Source organism: Arachidicoccus sp., from assembly GCF_050436765.1.
GTDB lineage: Bacteria > Bacteroidota > Bacteroidia > Chitinophagales > Chitinophagaceae > Arachidicoccus.
This window is the reverse complement of the sequence record NZ_JBNQGD010000075.1, coordinates 1-18,215: the sequence shown is the minus strand read 5'-3', so window position 1 is coordinate 18,215 and position 18,215 is coordinate 1. Positions and strand designations below refer to the sequence as shown.

The 18,215-nt window shown below is 37.6% G+C and carries 11 protein-coding genes; 3 read left to right on the top strand and 8 right to left on the bottom strand.

Annotated features, from left to right (window positions below):
- From ACQR30_RS03285 to ACQR30_RS03250, 8 genes are all read right to left on the bottom strand, one after another.
- Window positions 1-1,575 (bottom strand): RICIN domain-containing protein (locus tag ACQR30_RS03285; protein ID WP_429731207.1); only part of this gene is annotated, 1,575 nt, incomplete at its 3' end.
- Window positions 1,576-1,608: 33 nt separating this feature from the next.
- Window positions 1,609-4,671 (bottom strand): SusC/RagA family TonB-linked outer membrane protein, encoded by a 3,063-nt coding sequence (locus ACQR30_RS03280; protein ID WP_429731204.1) that lies wholly within the window; start codon window positions 4,669-4,671, stop codon window positions 1,609-1,611.
- A 60-nt stretch (window positions 4,672-4,731) separates the two neighbouring features.
- A complete protein-coding gene (locus ACQR30_RS03275; RefSeq protein ID WP_429731201.1) occupies window positions 4,732-6,501 on the bottom strand; it encodes a RagB/SusD family nutrient uptake outer membrane protein in 1,770 nt (589 codons plus the stop codon).
- A gap of 3 nt (window positions 6,502-6,504) precedes the next feature.
- Entirely contained in the window at window positions 6,505-9,672 is a 3,168-nt protein-coding gene (locus ACQR30_RS03270; protein ID WP_429731199.1) for a SusC/RagA family TonB-linked outer membrane protein, read from the bottom strand.
- Window positions 9,673-9,707: 35 nt separating this feature from the next.
- Window positions 9,708-10,697: a DUF4961 domain-containing protein gene (locus ACQR30_RS03265; protein WP_429731196.1), complete on the bottom strand. Its 990-nt coding sequence runs from the start codon at window positions 10,695-10,697 to the stop codon at window positions 9,708-9,710.
- A gap of 11 nt (window positions 10,698-10,708) precedes the next feature.
- On the bottom strand, window positions 10,709-11,131 hold the full coding sequence (locus tag ACQR30_RS03260; protein WP_429731194.1) for a DUF5004 domain-containing protein: 423 nt from the start codon (window positions 11,129-11,131) through the stop codon (window positions 10,709-10,711).
- Between the two features lie 9 nt (window positions 11,132-11,140).
- Window positions 11,141-12,889: a RagB/SusD family nutrient uptake outer membrane protein gene (locus ACQR30_RS03255; RefSeq protein WP_429731192.1), complete on the bottom strand. Its 1,749-nt coding sequence runs from the start codon at window positions 12,887-12,889 to the stop codon at window positions 11,141-11,143.
- A 403-nt stretch (window positions 12,890-13,292) separates the two neighbouring features.
- Entirely contained in the window at window positions 13,293-13,859 is a 567-nt protein-coding gene (locus tag ACQR30_RS03250) for an RNA polymerase sigma factor (protein ID WP_429731189.1), read from the bottom strand.
- Window positions 13,860-14,778: 919 nt separating this feature from the next.
- On the opposite strand from ACQR30_RS03250, the gene fucP reads away from it, so the two are divergent.
- The 3 genes from fucP to ACQR30_RS03235 all read left to right on the top strand — a co-directional run.
- Window positions 14,779-16,056 (top strand): L-fucose:H+ symporter permease, encoded by a 1,278-nt coding sequence (gene fucP, locus ACQR30_RS03245; protein ID WP_429731187.1) that lies wholly within the window; start codon window positions 14,779-14,781, stop codon window positions 16,054-16,056.
- Window positions 16,053-17,075 (top strand): LacI family DNA-binding transcriptional regulator, encoded by a 1,023-nt coding sequence (locus ACQR30_RS03240; RefSeq protein ID WP_429731184.1) that lies wholly within the window; start codon window positions 16,053-16,055, stop codon window positions 17,073-17,075. Before fucP ends, ACQR30_RS03240 begins: the two co-directional genes overlap by 4 nt.
- Window positions 17,076-17,108: 33 nt before the next feature.
- Window positions 17,109-18,215 (top strand): TIM-barrel domain-containing protein (locus tag ACQR30_RS03235; RefSeq protein ID WP_429731181.1); only part of this gene is annotated, 1,107 nt, incomplete at its 3' end.

The window sequence follows — 18,215 nt, the reverse complement described above, 5'->3', positions numbered from 1 at the left end:
AAAATTTAAACAATAGGTTACCAACAATTCGTCATGATCATTATCAAACTCCGGATGAATTCCAACCGTATAATAACGGGCATAACTTCCGTAGAGATATTCGGTAATCGTGTACACTTCTTTCCTTGAAGTAAAAGATCCAGTGGGTTTATTTGAAGTAGCTACATAGATATTTCTGGTAGCGTCACCGCAGTTGAAACCCTGATCCATTGTAACTAAAACATATTTCCCTTTTACATAAGTAACATAGGCTGTACCTAGCTCTGAGGCTATGCTTGCCTCATCACCGGAATCCGGGGTACTCACCCAATCAGCTCCATTCCAAAAGGTCCAAGTCATAGGATCTGTTATCGGAAAGCGCGCAACATATACGTTTAACGTATATCCAAAACCGGTACCCATTGTACCAAATACATATACGTAACCTGAAATTGTATCTTTTACCATTCCTGCGGCATAACTTATCTGTGTTTCAGTTGTCATCCCGGCTGGGGTCGTCCGCTTTACGGACCATAGATAACCTGCGTTTTCTGTGAGATCATATAATGACTGGCTTACAATAGGCCCCAAACCATTCCCCTCACCGCACTGTATATAGACATGATTGCCGATTTCTACACCTGCCGACGGCCAAGCCCACTCGGTATTTGGAATAATATTAAAAATCTGTTTGGGTCTGTTTTGCAGACTACCATCCCTGGTCATATTTTTTGTATCAGTGGGATTCCAGTCCGTTCTTGAAGGCTGAATCATAACAGAATTCCTATACTGAAAGAAATCAGTGCATTTAAATTTATTGTTAGATTGTAAAGCACTGCCGTCCCAGGCATCTTGAGTGATCCACAAGGCTTTGCCTTTATTGTCGCCCCATTCCAAAGGAATACTTAAGCCCTCATCAAACGCTACAGAACCTAAGGATTGATTGTTCCTATTAAAAAATCCTACTACATTATCATCTCTATAAGTAGCCATAGGTTGTAAACTCAATGTCCATTTTTGAACATCACTATCACTTATTGTTTGCAAAACGACCGGAATACTATCTACGGATGATTTAGAATTAGCGATAGCCAAGCCCGATGCCTTATTGATAATTCTGTAGTTCTGCGTGGCTCCAATTCGTTGAAAGGTCCAAAGCTGCTCATCTGCCGCAGGTATTTGTTGCGATGACTGTACGAGTTGGGCATTAACCGCAGAGCTCACTGCGGCTAGCATTTTTCCACTAAAAACATTTCGAATATAATAGTACTTTTGACCTTTAGCTGTGGAATTATAAATCACGTACCAATTTTGCCAATCTGCAACAGAGCCACTTCTGTTAAATGATTTTCTTTGAACAATTTTAGCTCCATCGTCGTATTTCTCATTTTGCAATGTATCTCCTGACACCTCCATCAATTTCCTTGAGTTGACATTGGAAAATGTATACACCGCATAATCGGTGTTTAAGGTATCTGTTCTTACAGAATCATTGGACGTCTTGGGTTTTGTATACCCCGCTATACCGTATTCATTTTTTGAGCTACAAGCGACAAGTGCAATTAATGAACAAAGAAATAAAACAAATTTTTTCATAAATATCTTTAATTTAATTCTATAGAGGTTGCTTTAAAACCCAATTTCAATTCCGACATTTATCACCCTTTGGTTAAGGTATGCATCACCGGCCGTATTAGAAGCGACTTCTGGATCTTGTTGATACTTCTTAGAAACATTACTCCAGGTAACTAGGTTATATGAACTCAAATATATACGTCCGCTACTAATTTTAAAAGGTAACATTTTTTGGGGGAATTGATAGCCTATTTCCACTGTTTTCAGTCGAATATAGTAGGCATTGATTAACCAAAAATCGGACATATAAACAGCAGGACTGTTAACCGTGGTAGGATTCGTCGTCAATCTCGGGAATGCTGCGTTACCGGCTGTTTCAGGTGTCCACCTTTTTTCATGAATGGGCTGAAACTGGCTTTGAAAAGGCTCTATTGCCGTGCCTGTGAGAGCCAAGCTGTAATCGAATGCTCCTTGAAATAAAACGTTCACATAAAAGCCTTTATAGCCTAAATTGAGCGGCACACCAAAAGTTGTGGAAGGCAAATTAGGTTTACCAATAGCTTGTCTATCGTTTTCATCAATGATGCCGTCTTTATTTCTATCTTCATATTTTAGATCCCCAGCTTGTACCGGAATAGCCGTATTGGGTTTTGCAACAGCTGGATTATTTACATCAGCGTCTGAATAAAATCCAATATATTTATAGCCAAATGGTTGTCCGATTGAATGACCGGTTACGGCCAACCATGGATATTTGGGTTGTGCTTCTGCTTCGTATAGAATTTTGTTTTTTGCATAGGACCATACAATTCCAAAACTATAATCTAGTTGTCCGGCTTTGTCTTTATATGTTGCAGTTCCGTCAAAACCGCGGTTAATTGTTCTGGCAACATTTGTCGGTGAAACGCCTATTCCCAATATTTCTGAAATGTTATTACTAGTGACTAACTGATCAAATCTGAAATCTCTGAAATAATCAGCTGTAATGGAAAGTTTATTTTTTAAAGCATTGATGTCCAGACCAATATCCAAACTCCTTTTCTTTTCCCAAGTTACGTTAGGATTACCCAAGGCTCCTTCATAGATAGTACCTCCATCTTGCGGTGATTGTCCAAAGCTATAACCTCCACCTTGCTGATACACCTGTTGGTAAAGATATTGATCACCCGGTGCCACATCCGACCCCACTACGCCATATGAGCCTCTAAGCTTAAACAAATTAAAGCCCGAAAGAATATTTTTGAATATGCGTTCATTAGTCAAATTCCATCCTAAACCAATTGCGGGGAAAAGGCCGTATCTCTTGCTAGCATTAAATCTATCAGATCCGTTATAGCCAACATTAAAATCTAATAAATAAGTTTCTTTATAATTATACCCTACTTTAAATGAAAAGCCCTTAAATTTCTGAGGAGCCGCTGCATTTTTATAGTCCTGATAATTTTCCTGATTCCACAACAACAAGGAAGTGATATGATGTTCACCAAAATCCCTTTTGTAATTCAAATACAATTGCGTATTGACTCGTTGATCTTTGATATCCGTATTACCCATTGTCCGATAGCCAATCAAAGTATAACCACCTGAACTAGTACCAGTATTTAAAGAATAAGTGCTATCAGACGGGTCAAAGTGATAAGAAGGCGGATATGCATATGGCCTTGCCAAGTTTAGCGTATTTTGATCAATACCGGCATATGATAATCGTCCCGTTAGTGACAATCCTTTAGTAATAAAATTCAAATTTTCATCGAAGCCAACTAAAGAATTATAATCTGTACGTCTTTGTCTGGAATAACCTCCAGTGGCAATAATCGCATTTAAGGTTGGTAATTGATTTTGGGTGTCATAAGCATACGCATAACTTCCATTGGGATTTAAAAATGGAGCTGAATATGGATGATACTTAGTGAAATCAAATATATCACTTACAACATTTTGATTGTATGGCTGATTAATATCCCCAAACCTAGCTGTCAAATCCAATCGTAACCTAAGATTGTCGGTTACCTGAATATCCAAATTTGATCTAATATTATATCTTCTATAAAAATAATTAGTATTTACATTATCCGTATTAGTAGAAAAATCCCTTACGGTTCCATTTTGACTGAATAGTCCACCGGAAACAAAATATTTTACAGCGTGATTACCGCCAGAAATATCCAGGTTTTCATTTGATTGTAAGGAATATGGCTTCATAATGGCTTTATACCAATCAATGTCGGGGTGACCATAAGGGTCGGTGCCATTTTTAAATGCTTCCAAATCCGCTTGACTAAACTGCTGTGCAAGCCCATCATTTTTTTCTGCTTCATTTACCAATAAAGCCGTGTTATAAGAGTTTAAAAATTTAGGAGTCAATACCGGTGATTGTACACTATTCTGTTTAGAAAGATTAAATTTCGGGTGACCTAATTCACCCCTTCTTGTCGTCACAATCAATACACCATTGGCGCCTTTAATACCATAAATTGCAGTCGTAGATGCATCTTTTAATATGGAAATACTTTCAATTTCATTTACATTTATTTGAGACAATTGCTCGTAAGTATATTCAATATCGTCAACAATAATCAATGGTTTATTTCCATTGGCGTTTAAAGAGCTTACACCTCTGATAAAATAATCGGAGGCATCTTTCCCGGGTTGACCGGATCTTTGTTGAGAAAAGAATCCAGGGAGTCTTCCCGCCAAAGTATTTTGGACGCTCGATGTTGGAATTCTACGAATCTCTTTCGCATTAATTGTAGCCACCGCCCCGGTATTTGTAATACGGTTCTTCTTTCCAAAACCTACGACAACGACATCATTTAGCAGACTGTTCTCTTGGTGAATAGTTATGCTTAAAGGATTATTACCCATTAAGGGGATTTCTACCTTTTCATAACCTATTTTACTTATCAAAAGCGTGTCAGATCCTTTGTTAAGTTTTAATTTAAACACCCCATCTGCATTTGAATAGGTCATATTTTTCAAATCTGACTTTTGAAATATATTCACATCAGCAACGGGACCAGTGGAGTCTTTAATTATGCCAGTTATTATGTGCTCTTGCGCGTAACCTTTAAAGATACAACAAACAAGCAATAATGTTAAGATTGTTAATTTCTTCATTGAGAAAATAAATATAGATTATTATAATTCGTTTTCAATACACTTCCAGAAAGCATTGTCTTACCATCCCGGATTTTGTTTCATATTCGTATTTTTAACTACTTCGCTATAAGGAATAGGATATAAATACATTTTGGGCGCGATGAAGTCCGGCTGCAGCACCATCGATTTATTATAGAATATTTCACCCTGACTTGTTTGCTGAATATCTAACCCATATAATGGCTGACTGTAAATATCTGCCGCTATTTTCCATCTCTTAACATCCCAATAGCGCTGCTCTTCAAAAGCCATTTCAATTCTCCTCTCATTTCGGATAGCCTCACGCATCTCTGCTTGATTCATATTTAAATTCAATCCATAGGACATATCGGCGCCTGCTTGAATCCCAGCCCTTTTTCTTAAACTAAATAAAACATCATATACTGCACTCGATGGCCCTTGATACTCGTTTTCCGCTTCGGCATAATCGAGTAAAATACCGGCATATCTCAGATAAATCCAATCATGAATTGTATTGGAATAGACAGGACTTCCATTCACCGTTTCAAAATTGCCCATAAATTTGCGCATATAATACCCGGTTTTTGTTTGCTGCAGAATGCCACCGGGCTTATCCAATCCACCGTCATAAGTTTGCACTTGCCTATTTAACCATAACTCTCCATTATAGAAAATAGTAAATTTTAATCTCGGATCTCTGTTTGCATACGGGTCATCTGGATTATATCCCGATGCTGGATCTAAAATGGACAGTCCATTGCTTGTAGGGAATGCGTCCACTAAATTTTGCGTAGGGCTCGTCCTTCCATTACCTCCAGCAGAGGTATATCCAATGGGTCCATTCGCTTGTTCTACCGAAGTATTGGCGCCATTTTGTCTCCAGAAAATTATTTCATCATTTGCTCCTATGGGTTCAGATTGTTTAGTAAAAACATCTGTATAATTCGACATGAGTCCGTAGGTACCTAAATTGATTACATCCTGAGCCGCATCCGCAGCCAGTTTCCAACGATTGACATCCAGATTCGTATAGCCTGTTAAAGCATTCGTGGGATCAATATTTCCACCATTAAATAAAGGACTGGCAGCATATAGTAAAACTTTGGCTTTTAATGCCATCGCAGCACCTTTGGTAATTCTACCATAATTGGTAGAATTAACATCTTCTTGAGGTCTTAGGCTATCTTCTATATCATTTAATTCATTGACGATATAATCAACCGTGTTTGCGAAAGTCTGTCTGGGTAAATTAATATTATCGGTTAGTTCATAAACCGAATCTTTTGTGATAGGAACACCGCCATATCTTTTCAATAATCCAAAATAAGTCCAAGCTCTTAGAAATCTGGCTTCCGACCTATAAGCCGCAATGGCTAGTTCTCCGCTCGGAAGTACTTCTTTTAAAGGAACCCTATATATATTATCGATAAAAATAGTAGCTGCTCTTATCGTAGAATAGCTTTGATTCCAATTATCATCCGCGTTTGTCCGTGTAGCGGTATAAGCACCTTTTGCAATCTGCTCAACGCTCGAAAGCCCTGTATATGAAGAAACAGCATCATCTGATGCGGCGTCTAAATAGTCGCTGCCTACTCTGTTATGGCCACTGGTAAGTGCATCGTTATAAACATTGTTCAAAAATTGAATCGCGTTTACACCTGCAGAATCATGTACATCAAAAACTAGATCAATCGTTGATTGTTGTCCTAAAGGAACAGTCTCGTAATCTTTAGCACATGAAGGAAATAGTAATACAACCGTAAAGCAAGCTATCGCTACACTTAGACTCAGTTGAATTTTGTTGGCATATAATTTATGTAAAGTCATTTTCTACAGTTTTATATTTATTCCGGTGTTTATTACTTTTTGCAAAGGGTAGTTACTTAAAGAGACTTCAGGATCTACAATGTTATACTGAGCATTTGTAAACAGATTTAATGCATTGACGAAAACCTTTATTCCACCCACCTTTAAATGCTTTAACCATTTATAAGGTAGGTTATAAGCGATACCTACATTTTTAATCCTAAAATAATTATCGTCATGCAGGAATAACGAGCTCGAAGTGTATATCATAGAGCCGTAATTATAACCATTGCCTCCTGCAGTCAACCTTGGATACATGGGATTACTTGCATTTTCAGGCGTCCATCTATTTTCTATTTGTTGATAGGCCTGTCCATAACCATTATTCTGGCCTTGAAAACCGGCATCAATTGCACTATTGGCTACATATAGCTCATTATTTTGCACACCTTGCAAAAGCATATTAATCTCCAATCCTTTGTAAGATATACCCAGTGACAAGCCGTAATATATTAGTGGTCTCTCCCCACCCAACGGACTTACATCAAACTGGTCTATTACGCCATCATGATTTAAATCTTTATACAAAACGTCTCCTACTTTGGGTGTATATCCGGAAATAGTCGCGACAGTATCTGCTTGGATGGCATTTTGTATAAATCCGCTTGCTTGCAATCCGAATCTTTGACCAACCGGTAAACCCGTATGTACATTCCAGGGATATTTTTCGTACTGCTCATCCATAAACAAGACTTTGGAGTGCTGGATCGATGCATTAGCCGTTATAAAATAACTAAAGTCGTTAAGAGAATTTTGATAAGTAAGCGTAAATTCGTGTCCGGTGTAAAGATCAACGCCAATATTTTCCGCAGGATAATTTGCTCCGACAAGAGCGATACTACTACCGCGTGATTGCATTACATCATAATACCTTTCATGATAATAATCATAAGTACCTTTTAAATGGTTATTAAACAAGGCCAAGTCTAAGCCAAAATCCATTTTCTTAGCTTTTTCCCAAGTAGCATTAATATTGGCAAGGGTGCTGCCTTCCGATTGACCAATGGGAGCGGGATAGGAACTACCAATACCATAAGAGGGTACAAAACTTTGGAAATGAGCTCTCCAGATATAGTAGCCATAATAATCTACATTAGCATTCCCTGTTTTACCATAAGTAGCTCGCAGTTTAAATTGATTGAGCCAGCTAATATTGTCTTTTATAAAATTCTCTTTTGCGACGTCCCAACCAATCCCACCAGCATAAAACAAACCATACTGATGTCCGCTTGCATAGCGACTGTAGCCACCGTAATCAGCGCCACCTTCCAAAAAATATTTTTCTTTAAAATTATAATTCGCTTTTAGAGCGTAATTCGTTAAAACCGAAGGCAAATCATAGTTAAGTAAAGTTTGTTTTTGATCATATAGCAAATAAGCACCAATACTATTATCGCCAAAATCTCTGTTGTAACCTGTAGAAAGTCGCGTATACCAGTATCTCGCCCATGAAGTAGAAGTGTAGTTATTGTTTTGATTGACGGTATTGCCAAATCTTGTATACGTTGAATCACCATGGTTGGAGACACCCAACTGAAATACCGGTACCTGTTTGCTGCGATTAAGATAACTGGCAGACTGAACCGAAACATTGCCATTCGCCTTGAACCACCAACCCTTTATCCATCGGTCCAGATTATAATTCAAATCTAAATTCACCAAAATGTCTCTTTCCTGCTCAGCTAAGTACCCCGAACTTTCCACCTGAGCCATTAAGTTATTGGTATAATTTGTTGTACCTCCGTAAGAGCCATTTGGATTATAAATAGGATATGCATTGTTCGGTGTATTTAATAATGCATTTAAAATATTGGAAGTCCCTGCACCAGGTTGATTGTTGTTTTCCAATCTTCCTATAATATTCAGTCCCAAAGTAAAATCCTTATTTACATTAAAATTTATTTTTGAATCGATGGAGTATCTTTTAAGGTTTACATTAGTATTATAACTATTAGCATCACTAGTCTTAAACATCCCATCCTGATTGAGATAGCCCAGAGCCACCAAATATTGTGCTTTATCCGTGCCACCTGTTACGTTTAAATTATAACGATTAATCATTGGATTAGCTGCCAAAATATTGTCATACCAATTGACATTTGGATGCCCGTAAGGATCCGTGCCATTTTTATAAGCATCAAAGTCCGCCGCTGTATAGGCTGCATTCTTACCATCATTTGTCAGCGCTTCGTTTAATAAATAAGCATACCTATCAGCAGACAAAGGCGTCGGCAATTTTAAAGAACTTTGAAATCCCGTTTCAGCCGAAAATGATAATCGAGCCTTACCTTTTTTCGGTTGTAAAGTTGTTACAACTAAGGCTCCTCTTGAACTATTCTGGCCCAATAGAATAGTAGATAATGCATCTTTCAACACGGAGACAGAGGCTATTTCGTCAGGGTCTAAGGAGTATATTTCCCTTTGAATACCATCAATAATTACCATTGGAGACTGGCCATAACTGGCCCCATGCCCCCTAAGTTGAATATTGAATTGAGTATTATCGGTTGGTCCGGCCCCGCTGGAATTCTTGGGAATATTTCCCACAAATATGTCGACATCTGTCTGAGCCGACAAGGGGGGATTATAAAAGCCACTTGTTTGCAAAACATTTAATCCGGTTAACCTTCCTGTAAGTGCATATGTATATTGAGGAGCAGGTGTATTTTGCATTTCATTTCCGGATACAGTAGTAATAGATCCCAAAAAACTAGTCTTAGCTACATCGCCGTATAGTGCATGATAATACTGAGGAAATGAAGAATCGGGTTCATTATATTTAAACAGATTTTGCATATAAGAACGATGCATCCTAAATTGTAGACTGATCTTATCGTCAATCTTGATTACTTTCTGGTCAAAATTAATTCGATTCAAATATAGAATCTGTTGTGTTTTTACCGTAATCGGGAAGCCTCCTACACTATCTGTCAAGGCAACTAAATGCCCATTTGCATCTGTAACGCGTACATGAGATAATGGCTTTCCAAAGTCATCCACTACTGTTGCTTTTTCAAATATTTTTTCTGTATTGTTTGCAGCGTTGACCGACTGCGCATTTGCTTTATTAGATACCATTAAGCAAGCGAGGAAAATCCAGATTAAATATATTTTATAATACGGTTTGTACATAGAAAACATTATTAAATATTCCGTTCTAAATTTATTTATTGACATTTAAAAGTGTAAGAGAAAGGCGTAGACGCATCCCCCGTCTTTCCCACTTTTATTGTCCCCGTTTTATCTGTAAAATAATATTGGAGACTGGCAAGGTGTTCACCTTTTTGCAATCCCAGAAAGCCGCGCGGCCAAATATCAATACTCCATTTTTTTAAACCGGTAGATCTTAACATAGATGTGCTGTCTTGTCGGCATGCATCAAGAACTTTCCCATCAGTTGTTGTGCCTTTCAAACACAAATAGATAGCTGACTCATTTTCTAAGGCGTTCCCAACCACGCCTCCGTCAAAGCCCAGGGTAATAATATCGTTATCCAAAGAATTTAAAGGTGTAACTGTTGAAATTTGTGGGTTGCAAAAGTCTAATAGATCTCCTGTTCCATTGACTTCAAAGCATCCGGGAAATGCGGATGCGTAATATTGCGCATCAGATAAACCATCAGAGCTGTTGGCCACCACATAACCAGTTTTGAAGGATATATTATCATTGCTAACTTTTTCATTAATGTGAATGGTGACACCAATTTTATCATTTGCATTCACACTATATGAATTATCTGAATAAAAAGCTACCCATTCCCAACCACTCAATAAATTTCCCCCATGGCCTATTCTATTGGCAAGCAACGTAGGCCAGTCGAGCCCATTGCCTTGTGGTGCCGCGGTCCCCACCGGGATTACGGTCATATTTTGCACGCCTGTAGTAGTGGTGCTAGTAAAAGTTATTTTCGCATTCTGACGAATATTCCATAACTGCGGCACGAGTAATGCGACCATAAATTTGCTATTTTCCGTAGCATTTGTATTGATCGTTACATTCAATGTAACGTGCAAAGAATCTCCACCATTTACATAGCTAGGTTGATCCACACTGTCAATCGTAATGCTACAGCTAACAACAGCTACTGTGATCAGAGCCATAAGCACCAGCATCCATCTCGCGGATTTCTTCTTTAAAAATTTAGCAATTTTAGACATAGCTTGAAGTTCTAATTAGTTTTTTGAAGAGTATATTGATAACTATTGGAAGTGCAACCCGGAGAAAATGTGAGCACAATATTTCTCACGCCGTTGACGATCGGGAATTGCAAATTAAATTCCTTCATCGTACTATCTTGTTGCATAAATAGTATTTTAAAAGGGTATTGCGGATCATCAAAATGATAACTCCCACTTCCCTCTACTGCAAAGGGGACAAGACTATCAATAGTATAAGTGCTATCAGTAAACTTTATGCTGAAATGAGAAAAATTAAAGCTATTGGTCAAGTCTGTTCCATTTCTGGTAGCCTGGCTTATTTTCCAAGTGCCATTTATAGATTTTACAGGTTCTGTAAGTCCTATTATTTCACTGCGACTACATGCGCTTAAAAATATAAGTAATAAGGAAATTACTGTTACATATCTTTTCATAGAAAAATTTTAATAAAGTGGATTCTGAAGCATGTCAGGTATTTTGGCGATCTCGGACAATGGTAGCGGCCACAAATACATGGCTTTTTTGAAATTATGTTTTCTAACGTCAAATAATTTGTAAGAAACGGTATTACCTCTATCGACCTCCATTCCATGCATCTGTTCATTCTCAGTTGAGTCGGCAATCATCCATCTCCTTACATCAAAGAATCTAAAGCCTTCATATGCCAGTTCAATTCTCCGCTCATTATGAATAGCCGCCCGCATTTGATCCTGCGTAAGTCCGGCTGGCAATTCATAAGGTCTAAGGCCCGCTCTTTGTCGAATCGCACCCACTGCATCATATACTGTTTGATCGGGTCCGGAATATTCATTTTTAGCTTCTGCATAATCTAAAAGGATTTCAGCATATCTTATCAGCGGTAAACATCTTTCAGTTCCACTAATCCCATTATTGATAATGCTGGGATCCATCATTTTAAATATGTAATATCCTGTTGGCGTCCCTTTATGCACCGCATCACCACTGGAAGGAACAGCGGGAGAAACTTTAGTATTCATATACAATTGCACCGGCGAAGGTTGATTTGCGCCAAATAAAATTCGCAATGTAGAATCATGAATAATCGAATAATTTAAACGTGGGTCTCTGTTTTTATAAGGATTATTAGGATCATAACCCGAACTCGGATCGGTAATACTTTTGCCATTACTCATTGGAAAAGCATCTACAATTTCTTGATAAGGAAATGGACCTCCACTTCCGCCACGTGATGGAACATCCCATAATGATTCCAGATATTTATTTGCATCCATCATTCTAGGCAGGATGTATTCGGAATTGGAGCGATGTATAAATAACTGCTGAAAACCATATCCCAATTGTCCCGGAGCACTTGTTGAATCCACATATAGGGAATAAGCATTTAAACTTATAACGGCTTCTGCCGCATCGGCAGCCAGTTTCCAGCGCTCCGGATTTGCATCCGGATAGGCAACTATTGAATCGATACCGGCTATGCCTTTACCTATTCCACCATCGTTAAATAAAGGGCTTGCCGCATACAATAGCAATCTTGCTTTTAACGCGAGACAGGCACCCTTACTAGCTCTTCCATACTGCGACCCGGACTGAGTTACAGGCAAATAGGCGGCAGCGGTATCACACTCATTTGAGATATAATTTACGCAAGAGGCAAAAGAATTTCTTATCGAAGGCATTACGTCACTCGCATTATAAATTGTATCCCCGATAAGAGGTATACCTCCGTAATGTTCCAATAACATAAAATAAAACCAGGCCCTTAAGAAATGAGCTTCCCCTTTTGTTTCCGATTTTAAAGCATTATTAAAAGGTATAACCGATAAATGTTTCAAATACTGGTTAACAGCACGAATATTGGCATAGGATATCCGCCAGGCATCATCCGGTACAATAGTTGGATTGACGGTACCTGTGGCAAATTCGATAAAGCCATTGGTGCTAGAAGCATTGGGGCCTTCGGCTTCGTCGCAACTGGCATCTAAGCCTGCAGCATAACCATTCCCAGAAAATCTTCTAGGGTCGCTCGCAAATCCAATATTCGTATAGATATTGTTTAAGAAAGCGATCGCGTTGGCACTATCTGAAAAGGTACTGGCCTCATCTAGACTTGTGGTTGCGGTTTTATCTAAAAATCCGGTTTTATTGCACGCAGCGAATAAAACCAGTATCACGGACAAAGACCCTAACCAGATAAAATATTGTTTCTTCATTTACTATACGATTGATTTATCATTAACTCAAAATACTCAATAAAACCGGCAGCTTACAAACATTTGTGTTGGATACTTAAAAATAAAAGTCTTATACTTTGCTATGATGGAAATACATTTTCTCAATAACTTTAGACACATACAACAATTGCAACCGCCATTATTCATTAAAAAAAATAAAAGTCCTTTTTATAATTTGGTTTGAAGATTTGTTTCATAATGCAGGTCCTTCAACAAATAAAAAAACTTAATCTGACAAACTTTCATAATCATTCATCTATTTTTTATTTCTACAAGCATTGCTATTGCATTTACAGTAGTTCTCTTAGACGTCGGTCGAATTAAACAGATCACTTGACAAATTCAATTATAGATGTGCATCTTATTTTCCATAAAATCCGCCCTAGACGAAAGCTGTCTTTTCATTATAGCGTAATTCAGTTTTAATAATTTTTAGTGCTTTGCCAATGTGCTTCTCAACTGTAGATATCGAAATGTTTAGTTTATCCGAAATATGCTTATGAGAATAATTGGCTTCCCGACTCAATAGAAATACTTGCTTGCATTTTTTGGGCAAAATCTTTATCGCCAAGTGTAGGCTAGTCGATAATTCTCTCGCCTCTAATTCTCTTGCAAAATCGTTTGTGCTATTTTGCATTAGGAAAAATTCATAGTGACAATTATTATGTATTCTTAAGTCCCGTTGATTGTTCAAAATTCTATAGCGAAGAGCCTGAAGCAAGTAGGCTTTGATAGAAATTTTAATATCAATATCTTTTGCTTTTTGAAATAGCGACAAAAATATATCCTGCACGATGTCCTTTGACTCCTCATTAAATCCATTTTTACGGTTTGCCTCACGAATTAAGCCTGGATAGTTTCTAATATATAGTTCTTGAAACGCATCTACATTACCAGCCTTGAAGAACTGGAACAAATCGTTATCGGAAATATAATTTTGTGATCCCACAACAATAATTTTAAAGTTATTCTTTTATAATTCTTCATCTTTAACCTTTCCCATTCCCCGGTAGTATCCTGGCCTTTTAATAGCGTTGCGACTACTCAAAATAATGGCCTGCTTTCTACAAAATTTACGCAAATAATTTTGGCGGGTACCTCTTTAGACTAGCTATTTTTTTACCAAAAAAGACTTGCTAAAATCGTCTTTTCCAAAAACCCCTTAAAGAGATAATAGCCTCGTAAAGCAAGTTCTGATCATCTGTAAAGGCCATCCGCAATTGCCCTTCCTAAAATTCATATTGAGCTGTTTTGCTAAATAAAACGTTAAACAAGAACAAATCTAAATCAATAAATCGATTTAGCAAAATAATTTTAAAGGAAATTTTCATTCTATTTAACTTTTATTTAGTAACGATAATTTTTACCAGCCCTATCGGAATAATTCATGCACTCCATCGCCGCCTTCCTAATTTTGACCATCCTTGGGAATTAAATGACGATAATTCCCATTGGATTGGGCACCTTATCATTTTATTAAACTCGATCTTTATTTCTTTATTTTATTGTAAATAATGCATTAAATAAGCGGCGCTTTGATTACGTCAAATATCATAAGTCGCTAACGACAAAACAATACAATGAAAGTTCCATTTTCTATGCCGGTTCGGAATTTTGATACAGTAGTTTTTTATATAATAATAGCGGTAAATTATAACTTAAGTGTCTAAGAGTATAATCTATGTTTATTAACTAATTATAGGCTTTTCAAAAAAAAAGACTGTCCTTTTTGCTACTTTACTTAATCTTTATCCTTTATATAATGTTCAAATCTTATTTGTTTCCACCGATTGAAAGCATAAACTAACAGAATAAATCTAAGGAGTTATAGTTTTGGTGTATTTTCATTCTTACCAAAAACTTAGGTGATGAAAAAAAGTAAGATTCCATTAACAGAAAAGAAGTATTTCTTATTATTCAGTTTTCTGACGCTAATTTTTCTAATGTGGGGACTTGCGCTTACTATGATGGACGTACTGAACAAACATTTTCAATCGGTTCTGCATATTTCAAAATCAAGATCTTCTATGATTCAGTTTTCCACTTTTGGAGCATATGCAGTAATGGCGCTACCAGTAGGCCATTTCATGAAAAAAGTCGGATATAAAAATGCCATCTTATTAGGCTTATTCTTGTATGCGATCGGTGCTCTTTTATTTGTTCCGGCTGCTGATGCAAGGTCTTTCAACTATTTTTTAATCGCCATGTTTGTGCTGGCTTGCGGGTTAGCTACGCTTGAAACGGTTGCACATCCATTTATTGCGTCACTTGGCGATCAACGAACGAGCGATTTGCGTATTAATTTTGCTCAATCTTTTAATGGGTTAGGCGGCGTTTTAGGGCCGGCAATAGGGAGCTTTTTTCTATTAAAAGCTGCCCAACAACACGTGCAAGACCTAACAGCCGTTAAACATCTTTATATTACTTTAAGTATCGCCATTTGCTTTATGGCAATTATATTTGTCATTCTTCCAGTCTCCAGGCAAATAAATCATTCTGTTACCCGACAAAATATAAAGAATGCCAAACTGGCTGGCCTTCAATCGCCTGAAAAACTATTTAAGAAGAAGCATTTTTCCTTTGCGGTTATAGCGCAGTTTTTCAACGTGGCCGCCCAAGGAGGAACATGGGCATATTTTATAAATTATGGGCATGAGGTCATGCATTTTAGCGACGAAAAAGCCGGATATTTTTTTTCATTTAGTATTTTTTTGTTAATGATAGGTCGCTTTACAGGAACATTTCTCATGCGTTTTATCGCACCATATAAACTACTTGCGCTTTTTGCATTTTTCAATATTATCATGTGTCTTTTAGTTGCACAGGGTTTTGGCTGGTTATCTTATACTGCACTTTTACTGATCAATTTCTTTTTTAGCATTATGTACCCAACAATTTTTAGCCTCGGTCTAAAGGATATGGGAACACAGACCCAAAAAGCGTCCTCTTACATCGTTATGGGTGTAGTGGGTGGTGCGATTTTCCCGCCTATCATGGGAATCATAGCTAATCATGATATTGCTAAAGCCTATTATTTGCCCATCATTTGCTATTTGGTAATATTACTATTTGGCATTAAATATCCTCTTTTAAATAAATCGTCTTCGAGGCAATTTTCAGTTCAAAACAAAAAAACTTTAAAGTGAAGAAATTATCAATTGTCGACATAGCAAAGCATCTGAATATTTCAAAAACTACGGTGTCGTTTATACTTAACAATCGTGCGCAGGAAAAAAGAATCAGTGAAGAATTGGTTCAAAGAGTTCAAGATTTTGTAAAAGAAGTGGGCTACAAACCCAACCCTATCGCTAAAAGCCTAAGAACGGGTAAAACAAAAACCATAGGGCTAATGATAGAAAATATTGCGGATCCTTTTTTCGCGGCAATAGCCAGACATATAGAAAACAAGGCTAACAAAAACGGTTATAAAATTATATATTGCAGTACAGACAATAATACCGATAAAACAAAAGAATTATTGGGCATGTTTCGTGAACAAAATGTGGACGGCTATATCATGTCCCCTCCAATCGGAGTAGGAGAGGAAATAAAGTCTCTGATGGCATCCAATCTACCCATTGTTTTTTTTGACAGACATCTTTGTGAAGTGGAAACAGATTATGTAGAAGTTGATAACGAGCAAAGCACACTAGATGCTACTCAGTATTTAATCGAACAAGGATTTAAACATATCGCATTTATTACATTCGCTTCCACACAAACGCAAATGCAGGGGCGACTAAATGGGTACCAGGCCGCAATTAAAAAAAATAAGTATCAATCCTATGTCAAAGAAGTTATATTTAATCCTAATGAGACAGTTGTCGTTCAATCCATTCTTGACTTCTTAAAGAAAAACAAAGGTTTGGACGCCATACTATTTGGTGCCTTACAAGCCGGTACAAGTGGTTTGAAGGCATTAAAAAAAATAGCACCGGATAACCTTTCCAATTTGGGCATAATTTCATTTGATGATTGTGATGTTTTCGAACTTTTCTCCCCCCCTATTACCGCCATCGCACAACCTATTGATCAAATCGCAGAATATGCTATTGATCTGCTCCTAAAAAGATTGAACAATGGTAATACCAATAAAGAATGGAAAAATATTGTTATCAAAACAGAACTCATAATAAGAGATTCTTCTGCGAAGAATGCCTCCTGACACCGATACATTTAATCTTTATAATCACTAGACATGTCGCATTTAAAAGTTACCAATAGGAAACAAAGTGTAAAATTTCCAGACAGAAATAAAATTAAAAAAGCACAACTGGTTTTACTACTGCTGGCAGTTTTGCAGGCCTTTGTAATTACCCTGAAGGCTCAAATCATTAAAATCCCCCATGGTGTATTAGTTAAAGTGGGCAATCAACAAGTTGGGTTATTAACGGCTAAAGACGCCGCATTTTGCTTAAGTTTAAACGATTCGACAAAACCGTCGATCATTAAAACTGTTTTTATCGATGGAACAAAGGAAGCATCTGCAAAATATACCGTGATTGCTGTCGCCCCCTTTTACGGAATTAAAACATCCTATGGTAAATTGTTGATGAATGTCAATACCCAACTGTGGTCATTATATGATGCAAGGGGTCGCGTTCTTATTCGAGATGGCAGTTTTTCCTCAGATCCTTCCGCTATAAAAATTAACTTTTCAGCAGCAGGTACGCTATACGGCAGTGGAAATAAATCATCAAAAGCATTGGAAAAAAATCAATCTCAGTCCGCCGCCGGCAACGGCGTTTCGGACATTCCTTATTTTTGGAACACGAAGGGTTACGGCGCGTTTGCCGTTTCTCAAAATGACAATATGCCCGCCATTTGGAATCGGGCAAGCAATCAAACAGCTCTAAGTTGGATATTTGCTGGAAAGGCGGCGAATCTATATTTGTACCCGGCTAAAACTATGTATGATGCTTCAAGAGAATATATAAATCTTACAGGAAGGCCTAAGCTTCCACCAAGGTGGGCATTTGGTTATTTACAAAGTAGGTGGGGGTGGAAAGACAGCGCCTATATATCCGATGTTTTAACCAAATTCCGAACAGATAAATTGCCGGTAGATGCCTTTATTTTTGATTTCGAATGGTACACCACGATGCCCGATTATTCTGTCGGCAAGGAAGGGAAAGTGGGATTTACAGATTTCACGTTTAACCCTAAGCTATTCCCTTATCCCGCCAAACAGTTAGCCGAATTTAAAAGCCAGGGTCTGAAATTTATCGGTATCCGTAAGCCCAGACTGGGTAATGCTGCGCTGCTGGATACAGCAAGAGAAAAAGGCTGGCTTATAAGTCCGAAG